We start from the raw sequence: 13922 nt of genomic DNA on the forward strand, positions 1-13922 counted from the left end.
TAAATAGCATATCCTGCGCATGATAGGCAGCCAATTCGCAAGGTCATGCGATACAGTCGCAGGGACAGCAAGCCTGAGGGGGCCCTTGTGATAGCCGGCGCACGCCTGACCATCGATCTCGAGGCCCTCGCCTCGAACTACCGCCTGATCCGCGCGCAAGTCGCACCGGCGGCGGTCGCCGGCGTCGTCAAGGCGGACGGCTACGGCCTCGGCGCCGCGACGGTCGCGCGCACGCTGATGACGGAAGGCTGCCGCCGCTTCTTCGTCGCCCTGCTGCCCGAGGCCCAGGCGCTGGTGCCCGCGCTGCACGGGTCCGAACTGGATGGGCCCGAACCGGACGGACTATGCGAAGTCTACGTGCTCAACGGCCTGCTGCCCGGCGCCGAGCCCGGCTGCCTTGCCGCAGGCGCGATTCCCGTACTGAACTCGCTCGACCAGATCGCGCGCTGGGCGGCCCTCGCCGCACGCGAAGGCCGGGCGCTGCCTGCCGCGCTCCAGGCCGATACCGGCATGTCGCGCATGGGCCTGCCGCCCGAGGAACTGGACGAGGTGCTCGCGCATCCGGAATTGCTGGCGGGCATCGAGGTCCGCTTCCTGATGAGCCACCTCGCCTGCGGCGACGAGCCGGATCATCCCGCCAATGCCCAGCAGGAACGCCGCCTGCGCACCATCGCCGAGCGCTTCCCCGGCCTCCCGGTGGCGCTCGACAACAGCGGCGGATCGTTCCAGCGGCGCGGGCACTTCGATTTCGTGCGCGCCGGGATAGCGCTCTACGGCGGCGCCCCGCAGGTCGGCCGCAACCCGATGCGCGCGGTCGTTGCGCTCGAAACCGCGATCGCCCAGCTACGCACCGTGCCTGCGGGCACCGGCGTCGGCTACGGCCTGACCTTTCATGCCGCGCGCGAGACCCGGATCGCGACGATCCCGGTCGGCTATGCCGATGGCTGGCCGCGCAGCCTGGGCAACCGGGGCGCGGCGTGGATCGGCGGCGTGCGGGCACCGATCGCCGGACGCGTCTCGATGGACAGCATCACCCTCGACGTCACCGACGTTCCCGAGGCCCATCTCTATCCCGGCGCGCCGGTCGAGCTGATCGGCCCGCACCAGACGATCGACCAGGTGGCCGAGGACGCCGGCACCATTTCCTACGAGATCCTGACACAGCTCGGCCATCGCTACGAAAGGGTATACCTTGCGTCGCGCAATGCCGCCGAAAACCGGAGCACGGCCCCATGAAGATCGCCATTCTCGGCAGCGGCGTCATCGGCGTCACCTCGGCCTGGTATCTGGCCGAGGCCGGGCACGAGGTGGTCGTGGTCGATCGCCAGGACGGGCCCGCGCTGGAAACCAGCTTCGCCAATGCCGGAGAGATCTCGCCCGGCTACGCCTCGCCCTGGGCGGCGCCGGGCATTCCGCTCAAGGCGCTGCGCTGGCTGGCGATGACCCATGCCCCGCTGATCCTGCGCCCGCATGCGGATATGGCGATGCTGCGCTGGCTGGTGGCGATGCTGGGCAACTGCAACGCGCGCGACTACGCGATCAACAAGAGCCGCATGGTCCGCCTTGCCGAATACAGCCGCGACTGCCTGATCGCGCTGCGGCAGGAGACCGGCATCCGCTACGACGAACGCAGCCAGGGCACGCTACAGCTGTTCCGCAAGCAGAGCCAGCTCGACGCGATCGGCAAGGATACCGCCGTGCTGCAGGCCGACGGCGTGCCGTTCGAGGTGCTCGACAAGGCCGGCTGCATCGCCGCCGAGCCCGGCCTCGCCGCCAGCGAGGCACCGATCGCCGGTGGGCTGCGCCTGCCGAACGACGAGACCGGCGACTGCTTCAAGTTCACCAATGCCCTCGCCGGAATGGCGGCGGCGAAGGGCGTGCGCTTCCTCAACGCCACCACCGTCACCCGGCTGGTCGAGGAACAGGGCCGCATCACCCGCGTCGAACTGGAGAGCGGCGGCATGCGCACCGACCTCGTCGCCGACGCCTACATCGTCGCGGCAGGCAGCTTCTCACCCGCCCTCGTCGCGCCGCTGGGCATTCGCCTGCCGGTCTACCCGGTCAAGGGCTACTCGCTGACCGTGCCGATCGTCGATGAGGCCCGCGCGCCCGTCTCGACCCTCCTCGACGAAAGCTACAAGGTCGCCATCACCCGGCTGGGGAACCGCATCCGGGTCGGCGGGATGGCCGAGATTTCCGGCTTTTCGCGCGAGTTGCCGCCTGCCCGGCGCGCCACGCTGGAGCATTCGGCAGGCTCGCTGTTCCCCGGCGCCGGGGCGCTGGATCAGGCCAGCTTCTGGTGCGGGCTGAGGCCGATGACGCCCGACAGCACGCCGGTGATCGGGCCCACGCGAGTCGGCAACCTGTTCCTCAACACCGGTCACGGCACGCTGGGCTGGACGATGGCCTGCGGCTCTGCCCGGGTGATCGCCGACCTCGTTTCCGGCCGCCGTCCCGATATCGAGGCTTCCGACCTCGCGATCAGCCGCTATTGAGCCTCTCACCCATTCCCATTCAAGGACCAGGCATGACCACCATCACCCGCATCGACCAGGGCCCGCGCATGAGCGAGGCCGTGATCCACGGCGAAACCATCTACCTCGCCGGCCAGATCGGCGCCCCCGGCGAGAGCGTCACCGCCCAGACCCGGGCCGCGCTGGCGGAGATCGAGGAACTGCTGGCCAAGACCGGCAGCGACAAGGACCACCTGCTCTCGGCACAGATCTGGCTGGCCGACATCGCCGACTTCGCCGAGATGAACGCGGTATGGGACGCCTGGATCGCCGGTCACCCGGCCCCGACCCGCGCCACCGGCGAATCGAAACTGGCCGCGCCGGAGTACCGGGTCGAGATCATCATCGTCGCCGCAAAGGCCTGATTTTCCGGCCCGGGTTCCGGTCCGCAACACTTCGTCATTGCGAGCGAAGCAACCCAGGGCAGCACTACGCTGCCCTGGGTTGCTTCGCTGCGCTCGCGGGTGACGAATGAGGGGTAAGACGAATTACGCCCTTCGTGCTTTCTGCCAACGCATGTATCCAAGCACAGCCAGCACCACGAAAGCACCATAGAGCCCGGCGGTCAGCCACAGGCCCTTGAACACGAACATCCCCACGTAGACCACGTCGACCACGATCCACAGCAGCCAGCTTGCCGCGTGGCGACGCGCCGTCCAGAACTGCGCGACGAGGCTGAAGCTGCTCAGCGCCGAATCCATCCACGGCAGCGCCGCGTCGGTATAGTGGCTGGTGAGCCAGCCGATGGCGAAGGCGCCCGCCCCTCCCACCACCAGCGCCGCGCAGGCCGGCAGCGGTGCCAGCGGCCTGACGACGACGTCCCCCGCCTCGTCCCGGCCCTTCGCCCAGACCATCCAGCCATAAAGGATGGCCACGCCGAACAGCGCCTGCAACACCATGTCGGCATAGAGCTTCACTTCCAGGAACAGCTGGAAATAGAGCGTGCAGGCCAGCAGGTTGACCGGCCAGCACAGCATCTTGCGCCGCGCGGTAAGCCAGATGCCCAGAAAGCTGACGACGACGGCGATCACTTCCAGCACCGACATCACACGCCCTCCGCTTCGGCGACCTGCCGCAGGAAAGCCTGCCCCGCAGGGGCGGCGAACCAGTCGGCATGGTCGATCAGATAGTCCTGCCAGGCGGCCCGGGCCTGCGCGTCGTCGGCGAGGATGCCGGCGAAATAGTCGATCTCGGACAGCGCGAACTCGACGTGGACCAGCGGCAGGAGCCGCAGCACCGTCGCGACGTCCGCGCCGCTCAGTGGCAGGACGGTGCGATAGCCTGCGAAGAGGGCCCGGACGGCCGCCAGATCGGCCGGAGCATCGCGCTCTCCCGCCGTCAGTTGCAGCCAGGGGATCGCGGTCCGCTCGATCGCGGTGGCAATGTCGTGGACCGCGCAAGTCCGCGTCGCCAGCCCGAAGTCGAACACGGTGCTGACCACGCCCCCGGCCGACCACAGCAGGTTGGAGGGGTGCCAGTCGTTGTGCGTCCACAGCGTCGGTTGCGGCGCCAGCGCCTCGGCCAGCCCCTCGCCCTGCGCGGCGAACAGGCGCGCCAGCTGCTCGCGCCACGGCTTGTCGGCAAGAAATGCCGCCAGCGCCGGGCGCGCCGCGATATAGGCTCCCGCCGCCGCCAGCGGATCGCGCGCGGGCAGGATCGTGAAGCTGGAGACGAGCGGATGGGGGCCCCGCGCCTCCGCCCCGAACCCGCGCGCGGCACGGTGCAGGCGGGCCAGCGCCGCGCCTGCCTCGCGCGCATGGGCGGCCGAAAGGAACGGCGTCCACGACTGCCGGTCGCGATAGAGATCGAGGCCGGGGGCGCGGCGATGCAGTTCGTACGTCCAGTCGCCCTGACGCAGCGCACCGGCGCCATCGCGGGTGGCCATGACCTCGGGCACGCTGACCCCGGCGCCGCGCAAGTGGGCGATGAAGCGGTGCTCCTCGGCCAGCGCCGCCGCCCCGCGCAGGCTGCGGTGGTGGCGCTTGAGGAAGAATGCGCCCGCGCCCGTCTCCACCAGCGCCGCCGCCGAGAAGGGGCGCGGCGAATGCCAGCGCAGCGCCACGAGGTGCCCGGCGGCGGGGAACTGCCGCAGCACTGCGGCGACTTCCGCCTCGGTGAGCGCGGGCCAGGCGGGTGCCTCCAGCGCCATGCCCATGCCGTGGACGAGGTGCCCCGTCACCGCGCTCAGAACGCGCGCGCGAGCGTCGCCACGAAGGCCCGGCCGCTGCCGACGTAGTAGGCCGGGGCCGAACCCGCGATAAGCGTGCCATTGCGGCCGACGGTGTCCTGCGCGTTGGTGCTGACCGAATAGACGCCGGACAGCACGCGCGGATTGGTCACGTTGATCGCGTTGAGCCTGAGGTCCATGCGCTGCGCATCGATCAGCCCCGCCAGATGCACGCCGATCGACAGGTCCAGCGTCGCGTAACCCTTAATGCTCTCGTCGTTCATGAAGGTCGCGTACTGGCGGCCGACGTACTTGAGCGCGGTGCTGCCGAACAGGCGGCCATCGTCATACGTGCTGCCCAGCGCGAACTGGAAGCGCGGGCTGGAAACCGCGCGCTTGCCCTTGGTCGGCAAGTAATCGTCGCCGACCGGCAGGTCGTCGTCGATCCGGGCGTGCAGGTACTCGCCCGAGAGGTAGACGCTGACGCAGCGCGCAGGCCGGTAGTCGATCTCGCCGTCGAGGCCATAGGAGGTCTGGCTGCCGGAATTGATCGTCGAGTTGACCTCAGCCCCGCCGCTGTTGACCACCGTGGCCACCTGCCGGTTGCGGAAGTGGTAGTGGAACGCGGTCAGCGAGAACGACAGGCTCGGACCGATGTAGCGATAGCCCAGTTCCTCGGATACCGAGTACTCGTTCTTGAGCGCGCTGGTGCCCTGGCTGACGACCTCGCCGGCGTTATAGCTGTTGTAGAGCGCAAACTCGTTGGGGGTGCGGAAATTGGTGGAGACGTTGGCGAACAGCTGCTGGCGATCGTCCAGCTGGTAATGCACCGCCGCGCGCGGCAGCGCGGCGAAGGCGCCGCGCCGCACCTTGCCCTGCGGCCCCGGCAGGTAGTTCTCGCCATCGCGCAGGACGTGGACGCCCTTGAAGCCGATATCCAGGTCCAGACCCGGCGCCAGCGCCACGCTGTCGGCCACGAAGAAGCCCTTGGTCACGGTCACCGTGCGTTGGTTCTCGTAAGCCAGCAGGCGGCCGTCCGCGGTGCGGATGGCGGTGCTCTGGTGCCCCCATGGATCGTCGGGCCGCCCGTCCGCGCCGATCGTGCCGTAAGTCTGCAGCACCCGGTCGGTGCCGTAGTCGAACCACAGCCCGGCGGTCAGCTTGTGCGCGCCGGCCTGCAGCGTCAGTTTGGCGACGTCGCCCGCGCGCATCTGCTTGCCCGTCCAGTTGCCGAGCACCGTCGCCACCCCGTCCACCGCGCCCGGCAGGCTGATCGGCTGCGTCAGTTCCTCGGTGCCGAGATAATTGCCGGTCGTGCTCAGCTGGGTACCGTAAGGCGCGTTGCCGTAGCCGAACTGCAGGTACGCGGTGCTGTCGAAGGCCAGCCGCTCGCCCAGCTTCAGGTGGACCGGGGCGGAGGCGTAGAGGTTGCGGAACGGCCCGCGATAGAGCCGCCAGTAGCTGGTGCTCCCCTCCGTATAAGTCCGGTCGTAATTGTAGCCGCGCCCATAGGCCTTCCAGTCGGCCAGCGTGGGGCTCGGATACGCGGAGGTCGTGGCGTTGTTGTAGGACAGTGCAAGGCTGGCGCGATTGCCGTCGCCCCATTCCGCCAGCAGCTTGGCGTCGACGTGCTGGCGGATATCGTAGCCGGCCCCGCGCCAGTTGTCCGCGCGGTTGTTCGAATAGGACACGAAGGCGCGCAGCCCGCTCGATCCCAGCAGGCCGGTATCGAACCGCGCGAAGACCCGCCGCTCGTCGTAGGAGCCCACCGAAAGCGTCACCAGCCCGCCGCGCTCCTTCTTCGGATCGTCGAGCGAGAGCGAGAGCAGCCCGCCTGCCGCCGCGACGACCGGGGAATCGATGTCCACCCCGCCTTGCGTCAGCGCCACCTGCCGCACGTTCTCGGCATCGGCGAACTGCGAAGGATAGGCGTAGAAATAGCCGATGTCGTTCTGCGGCGCGCCTTCCATCAGCACGCCGATGGCATCCTGCCCCAGCCCGCGCAGCGTCAGGCTGGAACTGGTCGAAAGGCCATAGGGATCGCTCGAGGCGACGGTGGCGCCGGGCAGCAGGTTGACCAGCTGGAAGGCGTTGAGGGTCGGCGCCTGCTTGGTGATGAAGTCCGCCGATATGGCGCTGACCGCCTTGGGCGCGGTCTGGTCTGGCAGCAGCCCTTCGGGGTCGGGATGGCCGATGACCTGGATGCTGGTGGAGCCGGCGCTCTCGTCAGCCTCTTCCGCCCATGCGCCCTGCGCGAACAGCAGCGCCGGGACCGCCGCCGCGATCCCGCCGAAATATGCCAAACCGCCATGCTTGAAACTGTGCTTGAATCGGGCCGCCATCGTCTCGTGTCCACTCCACTCGGAGGGACGACGGACCTGCCGCCAACCCTCCCTACGCCGGCATCAACCGGATCAGGTTCAGCGGGTCGTGGTCTGCTGACCACCTCTCAGCCGCGCATGAGCGGCCCCCCGGGGATAGCCGGCCTCTAGGCGCTTCGAGGCTGCGTGGGAAGTCCTATTCGGTAGAGACGGCGGCGGCGGAGGCAAATTTCGGCCCGGCATTATTGCATTTGCGAATCATTATATATAGCAACACCTGCAGCCTCTTCCTCCACGCCCAACATGGAAAGAAACGACACGACATGAGCGCCATCGACGAGACCATGAAGCAGTTCCTCGCCGTCCAGCTGCCGATCCAGGCGACGGTCAGCAAGGACGGCCTGCCCGACATCGGCCCCAAGCGCTCGCTGCGCGTCTATGACGATACGACGCTGATCTACAACGAGAACACCGGCGGCCAGACCCTGCAGAACATCCTCGACGGCTCGAACATGGCGATCGCCGTGATCGACCGCGAGGCGCTCGACGGTTACCGCTTCGTCGGTAAGCCCGAAGTCTTTTCCGAGGGCGCCCCGTTCGACAACGCGGTCGCCTTCGCCGAGACGGCCGGGATGAAGACGCCCAAGTACGCCGTGCTCATCCACGTCCAGGATATCTACACGCTGCGCTCCGGCCCGACCGCCGGCACCAAGCTCGCGGTCTGACGCGACACCCCGGGCCTCGGAAGGGCCCGGGACTCGTTGGCCGGCACCAAGCTCGCGGTCTGACGCGACACCCCGGGCCTCGGAAGGGCCCGGGACTCGTTGGAAGGTCCGGGCCCAGCCCACGGAAGAGCCTGAATAGGCATCTTCCAGGCAGATGAAGCCGCTTCAGCCGCGATCCACGACCACCATCGTGAAGGTCGATGTCGCCGAGTGCCGCCGCTCGCCGTTCATCAGGTTTTCGGCCCAGAGTTCGACGCGCACCAGCACCGAATCGGTGCCCGCCATGACGACGTCCGAGATCAACTCGATCATCTCGCCTTCACGGATCGGGGATCTGAAATCGATGCGGTCCGACGTGCCCATGATCATCGGGCGGCGCATGTGGCGGCTGGACGCGATGAAGGCGGCGCGTCCCATCATCTTGAGCGCATCACCGCCGAACAGCGAACCATAGTGATTGGTCTGCGCCGGGAATACCATGTCGACCATGTGCAGCCGTCCCGTCTCCATCGCAGGCGCGGATTCGGGCAACGGCGGGAACGGCAGCCTGGTGTCCGGCCCCCTGGGTGCGACCAGCACGAACAGGCCGCGCGTGCACAACCGGCGCTCTCCGCTCAGCGGGTTCTCGGCGACCAGTTCCACCTCGACGTCGACCGAACGCGTGCCGATGCGGGTTATCCGCCCGGTCGCCTCGATCAGGTCGCCGACGCGGCCGGGGTTCTCGAAATCGATCCGCTCCGAACGCGCGGTGACGAAGGGCGCGCGGGCATGCCGGGCGGCGACGAGAAAGGCGATCTTGTCCATGTGCGCCAGAGCGACGCCGCCGAACAGGGTGCCGTGGTGGTTGGTGTCGCCGGGGAACACGGCGTCGATAAGCTGCACCGCGTGCGCGGCGGGAATGGCGGTCAGGGTCATGTCGTACTCGTCGATTCGTTTCGGGGTCGCCGGGCGCGCGCGAAGGCGTGGCCGTCGGCCTGGTCGGGAATCGTCTCCGCTGGATGGACGACCGGCTCGGTCGATCGGGACGCGAGGCGCGCCGGTGGCCGGTCTTTCGTCTGCGGGCGCCATACAGGCGCCCGGGTCATGGCGGCGCTCCTCGCAGCGAGGGCGGGCCCGGTCAAGCGAAACCAGGGCGTTCCGCTTGCGGCAAACGCCATGCCGGTTGTCTTGCCCGCATCCCGGTCATAAGACGCCCTCCCCAACGCGGCAGAAGGATGCACGCACCTTGACGCTTCATACCTGGTGGCTGTTCGTCGCCGCCGTCTTCGTGGTTTCCGGCACACCGGGGCCGAACATGCTTCACGTCCTGTCGCGCAGCGTCGAAATGGGCGCGCGGCGCAGCACCGTGGCGATGGCCGGGTGCCTCTGCGCCATCTTCCTACTGATGGGCTCCTCCGCCGCCGGACTGACGACGCTGCTGCTGGCGCTGCCCGGCTCGTTCGAGGTGCTGCGCTATGCGGGCGTCGCCTACCTCGTCTACCTCGGCATCAAGTCGTGGCGCTCGCCCGTCGCCCCGCTCGACCCGGCCGAGGCCGAGTTGCCGCCCGCGCCGTCCACTGCGGCCGTGTTCCGGGGTGGCTTCGCGATCGCCATCAGCAACCCCAAGGCGATCCTGTTCGCGGCGGCCTTCTTCCCGCAGTTCATCGACCCGGCGCTGCCCAAGGCGCCGCAGTTCGCCATCCTGTTCGGCACCTTCACCGTCATCGAGACCGGCTGGTACTGCGCCTATGCCCTCGGCGGCCGGGGGCTGGCCCGCTACCTGAGCCGCCCGGCGATCAAGCAGGCGTTCAACCGGGTGACCGGGGTGTTCTTCATCGGCTTCGGCCTGGCCCTGCTGAAAGCGCGCCCGCACTGAGCGGCCCCCTCGCCCCGGACTTGCGCCGGGGCGGCGTCATCCCTCTCGCGAAAGCAGGAACACCGCGTGCTCGGCGCGGAAGTTGGCCGCCGCCGCGCTGCACTGGGTATCGCCCGAGAGGAACCAGCGCCCTTCCACGGTGATGCCGCGCTCCTTCACCAGCGCGCGGAAGTCGTTCACCGTCAGGTGGTGGATGTTGGGCGTCTCGTACCAGGCGATCGGCAGCAGGCGGGTCACCGGCATCCGCCCGTTCCACAGCAGCGAGGTACGCACCCGCCAGTGCGCGAAGTTGGGGAAGCTGACGAAGGCCTTGCGGCCGATCCGCAGCAGCTGCTCCAGCACCTTGTCGGGCCGCATCGTCGTCTGCAGCGTCTGCGACAGGATCGCGTAGTCGACCGACTTGTCGGGATAGAACGACAAGTCGATATCGGCATCGCCCTGGATCACCGACAGCCCCTTGGCCACGCAGGCGCCCACGTTCAGCGCATCGATCTCCATCCCGCGCGTGGCGCAGCCCGAGCCGTCGCGCAGCGCCTGCATCAAGGTGCCGTCGCCGCACCCGACGTCGAGCACACTGGCGCCGGGCGCGACGTTCTCGGCGATGATCGCGAGATCGGGGCGCAGGCCGGTCTTCATCGCCGCGTTCATGATGCCACCTGCAACTGCGCGGCGAATGCGGGCGAGAGGCGCTCCATCAGCCGCTCGGGCCGCATCAGCGGGGTGAAACCAAGCCCGGCATAGACACCATGGGCATCCGCCGTGGTCAGCGCGAAGCGGCGCACCGTCTCGTAGCCGGGATGATCGAGGAACCACTGCACCATGCGGCGGCCAAGGCCGGCCCCGCGCGCCGGTTCGTCCACCCAGACGTCAGCGAGCCAGGCGAAGCTGGCGTGGTCGGTAATCATCCGCGCGAAACCGATCTGGCCGTGCTCAGGATGATAGGCGCCGAGGCAGTGCGAGCCGGCGATCTGCCGTTCGACCTGTTCGCGCGCGACGCCCGGCGTCCAGTAGCTGGACGCCAGCCATCCGTGGATGCGCGCCACGTCGAGGCGGGTCTTGTCGTCGGACAGCTGGATCATCCGATGAACCCCTGCACCACCCGGTCGAGCGCGGGCACGTCGAGCAGGAACGAGTCGTGCCCGAACGGCGCCGAAAGTTCCACGAAGCTGACGGGCAGGCCCGCCGCATTGAGCGCGTGGACGACGTTGCGCGATTCGGCCGTGGGATAGAGCCAGTCGGTATCGAAGCTGACGAGGCAGTAGCGCGCCTTCGACTTCGCGAAGGCATTGGCCAGCATGCCGCCGTGCTCCTCGGCGAGGTCGAAGTAGTCCATCGCACGGGTAATGTAGAGGTACGAGTTCGCATCGAAGCGGTCGGTGAACGACAGCCCCTGATAGCGCAGGTACGATTCGATCTGGAAATCGGCGTCGAAACCGAAGGTCTTCTCCTGCCGGTTCTGCAGGCGGCGGCCGAACTTCTCGGTCAGGCCGGCTTCGGACAGGTACGTGATGTGCGCGGCCATGCGGGCGACCGAGAGGCCCTTTTCCGGCCCCTTGCCGAAGGCGTAATAATTGCCCTCGCGCCATTCGGGATCGGCCATGATCGCCTGGCGTCCCACTTCATGGAAGGCGATGTTCTGCGCCGAATGCCGCGCGGTCGAGGCGAGCACCAGCACCGCGCGGGCGCGCTCGGGGAAGTTGGCGGCCATGCTCAACACCTGCATCCCGCCCATCGACCCGCCGACGAGCGCATGGAGGCTGTCGATGCCCAGCGAATCGAGCACGGCGATGTGCCCCTTCACCATGTCGCGGATGGTGATGACCGGGAAGCGCATGCCCCAGGGCTCCCCGTCCGGCGCCTTGCTGGCGGGGCCGGTCGAGCCCATGCACGATCCGATCACGTTGACACAGATCACGAAGAAACGGTCGGTGTCGATCGGCTTGCCCGGCCCGACCATGCGCACCCACCAACCGGGCTTGCCGGTCTTGGGGTGGTTGGAGACGACATGCTGGTCGCCGGTCAGCGCGTGGCAGATCAGGATCGCGTTGTCCTTGGCCGCATTGAGCGTGCCGCAGGTCTCGTAGGAGAGGCGCGTGCAAGGCAGCATCTGCCCGCCGTCCAGCACCAGCGGCATGTCGAGATCGAGATGCCGGTTCTCGGTTGGCGGAGTGGGGGGGGGATTGAGCACGGTTGCCATGATCCGAGCCCCAATAGAGGGTCAATCGCCCCCTGTCATTAGCCGCCATGCTGGGTTATGGGGCCGGCCGTCATGAGCGAAACGATCACCACTCCGAAAGCCCCGACCCCCAAGCCCTGGATCGCGGCGATCCACGCCTATGTGCCCGGCAAGTCGAAGGGCAAGGACGGCCGCCCGCTCATCAAGCTGTCCGCCAACGAGAACCCGCTGGGCACCAGCCCGGCCGCAATGGCCGCGAAGGCGGCGGCGCCCGCGCTCTATCCCGATCCGGACAGCACCGCCCTGCGCACGGCGATCGGCGCGCGCCACGGCATCGATCCGGCGCGGGTGGTCATGGGCACCGGCTCGGACGAGCTGCTCAACCTTGCCGCGCAGGGCTATGCGGGCCTCGGCGACGAGGTGATCTACGTGCGCTACGGCTTCTCGGTCTACGACATCGCCGCGCGCCGCTGCGGCGCGACGCCGGTGGTCGCGCCCGATGCCGACTACGGCACCGACGTCGACGCACTGCTGGCGCTGGTGACCGAGCGGACCCGCGTGGTCTTCGTCGCCAACCCCAACAACCCGACCGGCTCCTACCTGCCCCGGGGCGAGATCGCGCGCCTCCATGCCGGCCTTCCCGCCGACGTGCTGCTGGTGCTCGACCAGGCCTACGGCGAATATGTCGCGCCCGAGGACGAGGATGGCGCGATGGCGCTCGCCGCCGCGCACGACAATGTGCTGGTGACGCGCACGTTCTCCAAGATCTTCGGCCTTGCTGGCGAACGCATCGGCTGGGGCACCGGCGCCGCCGGCATCATCGATACGCTCAATCGCATCCGCGGTCCGTTCAACGTCTCGGCGACCGGGCAGGCGATGGCCGAGGCGGCGCTCGCCGACGTCGATTTCGTCGAGGCCAGCCGCGTCCACAACCGCGATGAACGCGCCCGCTTCGTGGCCAGGCTGGAGGCGCTGGGCAATCACGGCCTGCGCGCGCTGCCTAGCCAGGCGAACTTCTTACTCACCCTGTTCGAAGGCGCGCTGAGCGCCGAAGCCGCCTTCGAGGGCCTTGCGGATCGCGGCTACATCGTGCGCTGGCTGCCGGGGCAGGGCCTGCCGCAGGCATTGCGCTTCACCATCGGCAAGAGCGCCGACATGGACGCGATCGCCGAGGCGCTGCGCGAAATGGCGGAGGCCGCGAAGTGACATTCTCCACCATCGCCATCATCGGCCTCGGCCTGCAGGGCGGCTCGATCGGCCTTGCCGTGCGCGAGTTCCTGCCCGAGGCGCGCACCACCGGCTTCGACCTCTCGCCCGCCCACCGCGAGCGCGCGGGCCAGCGCGGCCTCGTCGACACGGTTTGCGCAACCGCCAGTGAAGCGGTGCGCGAGGCGGACCTGGTGATCTTCTGCGTGCCGCCGGGCGCCATGGGCATCGCCGCCGAACACGTGCGCGAGGCCCTGCCCCGGACAGCCCTGGTCAGCGACGTCGGCTCCTCCAAGCAGGCGATCGCCAAGGCGCTGGGCGATGCCCTGCCCGACCACGTCGTGATCCCCGCCCACCCCGTCGCCGGCACCGAGAACTCCGGGCCGGACGCCGGCTTCGCGCACCTGTTCCGCAACCGCTGGTGCATCGTCACCCCGCCGCCGACGGTGGACATGGTCAGGCTCTCGCAACTGGTCGGGTTCTGGGAAGCGCTGGGCGCCAACGTCGAGATCATGACGGCAGAGCACCACGACCTCGTCCTTGCCGTCACCAGCCACCTGCCGCACCTCATCGCCTACACCATCGTCGGCACCGCCTCCGACCTCGAGGACGTGACGCAGGGCGAGGTCATCAAGTATTCGGCCGGTGGCTTCCGCGACTTCACCCGCATCGCCGCCTCCGACCCGACGATGTGGCGCGACGTGTTCCTGTCCAACAAGGAAGCGGTGCTGACGATGCTCCAGCGCTTCACCGAGGATCTGACCGCACTGCAGCGCGCGATCCGGGTCGGCGACGGCGAGCAGTTGTTCGAGCACTTCGCCCGCACCCGCGCGATCCGCCGCTCGATCATCGAGGAAGGCCAGGACGATGCCCGGCCAGACTTCGGCCGCGGCGACCACGAGGGCGGCCAGGGAGACAGCCAGGCGGGCGGATGAACATATTTTAATCGACGAGGCGGG

14 protein-coding genes and 1 riboswitch are annotated in these 13922 nt (G+C 68.6%); of the genes, 7 read left to right on the forward strand and 7 right to left on the reverse strand.

Annotated elements, in window-relative coordinates; genetic code table 11:
• Window positions 1-87 precede the first annotated feature (87 nt).
• Genes alr through V2S85_RS06685 form a run of 3 tightly spaced genes read left to right on the forward strand, consistent with a single transcriptional unit; the run spans window position 88 to window position 2878 of the window.
• Window positions 88-1236 carry an alanine racemase gene (alr, locus tag V2S85_RS06675; protein ID WP_330702082.1) on the forward strand — a complete coding sequence of 383 codons (1149 nt, stop codon included), beginning with the start codon at window positions 88-90 and terminating at the stop codon, window positions 1234-1236.
• On the forward strand, window positions 1233-2495 hold the full coding sequence (locus tag V2S85_RS06680) for a D-amino acid dehydrogenase (protein ID WP_330702083.1): 1263 nt from the start codon (window positions 1233-1235) through the stop codon (window positions 2493-2495). Before alr ends, V2S85_RS06680 begins: the two co-directional genes overlap by 4 nt.
• 32 nt (window positions 2496-2527) lie before the next feature.
• Window positions 2528-2878, forward strand: coding sequence for a RidA family protein (locus V2S85_RS06685; RefSeq protein WP_330702084.1), 351 nt, complete (start codon window positions 2528-2530; stop codon window positions 2876-2878).
• Between the two features lie 123 nt (window positions 2879-3001).
• Here V2S85_RS06685 and pnuC read toward each other — a convergent pair whose 3' ends face one another.
• From pnuC to V2S85_RS06700, 3 genes are read right to left on the reverse strand one after another with little or no spacing between them, the layout of a single operon-like run.
• Window positions 3002-3559, reverse strand: coding sequence for a nicotinamide riboside transporter PnuC (gene pnuC / locus V2S85_RS06690; protein WP_330702085.1), 558 nt, complete (start codon window positions 3557-3559; stop codon window positions 3002-3004).
• The gene (locus V2S85_RS06695) at window positions 3559-4701 is read right to left on the reverse strand and encodes a phosphotransferase enzyme family protein (RefSeq protein WP_330702268.1); all 1143 of its coding nucleotides are present in this window, start codon (window positions 4699-4701) and stop codon (window positions 3559-3561) included. The genes pnuC and V2S85_RS06695 overlap by 1 nt, the downstream gene beginning before the upstream one ends.
• Entirely contained in the window at window positions 4698-7022 is a 2325-nt protein-coding gene (locus V2S85_RS06700) for a TonB-dependent receptor (RefSeq protein ID WP_330702086.1), read from the reverse strand. The genes V2S85_RS06695 and V2S85_RS06700 overlap by 4 nt, the downstream gene beginning before the upstream one ends.
• 32 nt (window positions 7023-7054) lie before the next feature.
• A riboswitch (TPP riboswitch) is annotated at window positions 7055-7164 on the reverse strand.
• A 160-nt stretch (window positions 7165-7324) separates the two neighbouring features.
• Between V2S85_RS06700 and V2S85_RS06705 the strand changes: the two genes are divergently transcribed.
• Complete coding sequence (locus V2S85_RS06705) at window positions 7325-7726, forward strand: pyridoxamine 5'-phosphate oxidase family protein (protein WP_330702087.1); 402 nt, start codon at window positions 7325-7327, stop codon at window positions 7724-7726.
• 165 nt (window positions 7727-7891) lie between these two features.
• On the opposite strand, the gene V2S85_RS06710 is transcribed toward V2S85_RS06705, so the two are convergent.
• Window positions 7892-8641, reverse strand: a complete 750-nt coding sequence (locus tag V2S85_RS06710; RefSeq protein ID WP_330702088.1) for an acyl-CoA thioesterase — start codon at window positions 8639-8641, stop codon at window positions 7892-7894.
• A 310-nt stretch (window positions 8642-8951) separates the two neighbouring features.
• On the opposite strand from V2S85_RS06710, the gene V2S85_RS06715 reads away from it, so the two are divergent.
• Complete coding sequence (locus V2S85_RS06715; RefSeq protein WP_330702089.1) at window positions 8952-9581, forward strand: LysE family translocator; 630 nt, start codon at window positions 8952-8954, stop codon at window positions 9579-9581.
• Window positions 9582-9617: 36 nt separating this feature from the next.
• Here the strand turns inward: V2S85_RS06715 and metW are convergent, their stop codons facing one another.
• Genes metW through metX form a run of 3 tightly spaced genes read right to left on the reverse strand, consistent with a single transcriptional unit; the run spans window position 9618 to window position 11778 of the window.
• Window positions 9618-10229 (reverse strand): methionine biosynthesis protein MetW, encoded by a 612-nt coding sequence (gene metW, locus V2S85_RS06720; RefSeq protein ID WP_330702090.1) that lies wholly within the window; start codon window positions 10227-10229, stop codon window positions 9618-9620.
• A complete protein-coding gene (locus V2S85_RS06725; protein WP_330702091.1) occupies window positions 10226-10660 on the reverse strand; it encodes a GNAT family N-acetyltransferase in 435 nt (144 codons plus the stop codon). Before V2S85_RS06725 ends, metW begins: the two co-directional genes overlap by 4 nt.
• Window positions 10657-11778, reverse strand: a complete 1122-nt coding sequence (gene metX / locus V2S85_RS06730; protein ID WP_330702092.1) for a homoserine O-acetyltransferase MetX — start codon at window positions 11776-11778, stop codon at window positions 10657-10659. Before metX ends, V2S85_RS06725 begins: the two co-directional genes overlap by 4 nt.
• A 57-nt stretch (window positions 11779-11835) precedes the next feature.
• On the opposite strand from metX, the gene V2S85_RS06735 reads away from it, so the two are divergent.
• Complete coding sequence (locus V2S85_RS06735; protein WP_419198167.1) at window positions 11836-12963, forward strand: pyridoxal phosphate-dependent aminotransferase; 1128 nt, start codon at window positions 11836-11838, stop codon at window positions 12961-12963.
• Window positions 12960-13898 carry a prephenate/arogenate dehydrogenase family protein gene (locus V2S85_RS06740; protein ID WP_330702094.1) on the forward strand — a complete coding sequence of 313 codons (939 nt, stop codon included), beginning with the start codon at window positions 12960-12962 and terminating at the stop codon, window positions 13896-13898. The genes V2S85_RS06735 and V2S85_RS06740 overlap by 4 nt, the downstream gene beginning before the upstream one ends.
• Window positions 13899-13922: the final 24 nt, after the last annotated feature.

It is taken from the genome of Novosphingobium resinovorum, assembly GCF_036352595.1.
Classification (GTDB): domain Bacteria; phylum Pseudomonadota; class Alphaproteobacteria; order Sphingomonadales; family Sphingomonadaceae; genus Novosphingobium; species Novosphingobium resinovorum_B.

Bases quoted from the DNA above. Each gene is read 5' to 3' on its own strand.
- V2S85_RS06700 (WP_330702086.1), bottom strand. From the start codon at position 7,022: ATGGCGGCCCGATTCAAGCACAGTTTCAAGCATGGCGGTTTGGCATAT.
- metW (WP_330702090.1), bottom strand. From the start codon at position 10,229: ATGAACGCGGCGATGAAGACCGGCCTGCGCCCCGATCTCGCGATCATC.
- V2S85_RS06735 (WP_419198167.1), top strand. From the start codon at position 11,836: ATGGGGCCGGCCGTCATGAGCGAAACGATCACCACTCCGAAAGCCCCG.
- V2S85_RS06685 (WP_330702084.1), top strand. From the start codon at position 2,528: ATGACCACCATCACCCGCATCGACCAGGGCCCGCGCATGAGCGAGGCC.
- metX (WP_330702092.1), bottom strand. From the start codon at position 11,778: ATGGCAACCGTGCTCAATCCCCCCCCCACTCCGCCAACCGAGAACCGG.
- V2S85_RS06725 (WP_330702091.1), bottom strand. From the start codon at position 10,660: ATGATCCAGCTGTCCGACGACAAGACCCGCCTCGACGTGGCGCGCATC.
- pnuC (WP_330702085.1), bottom strand. From the start codon at position 3,559: ATGTCGGTGCTGGAAGTGATCGCCGTCGTCGTCAGCTTTCTGGGCATC.
- V2S85_RS06705 (WP_330702087.1), top strand. From the start codon at position 7,325: ATGAGCGCCATCGACGAGACCATGAAGCAGTTCCTCGCCGTCCAGCTG.
- V2S85_RS06680 (WP_330702083.1), top strand. From the start codon at position 1,233: ATGAAGATCGCCATTCTCGGCAGCGGCGTCATCGGCGTCACCTCGGCC.
- V2S85_RS06710 (WP_330702088.1), bottom strand. From the start codon at position 8,641: ATGACCCTGACCGCCATTCCCGCCGCGCACGCGGTGCAGCTTATCGAC.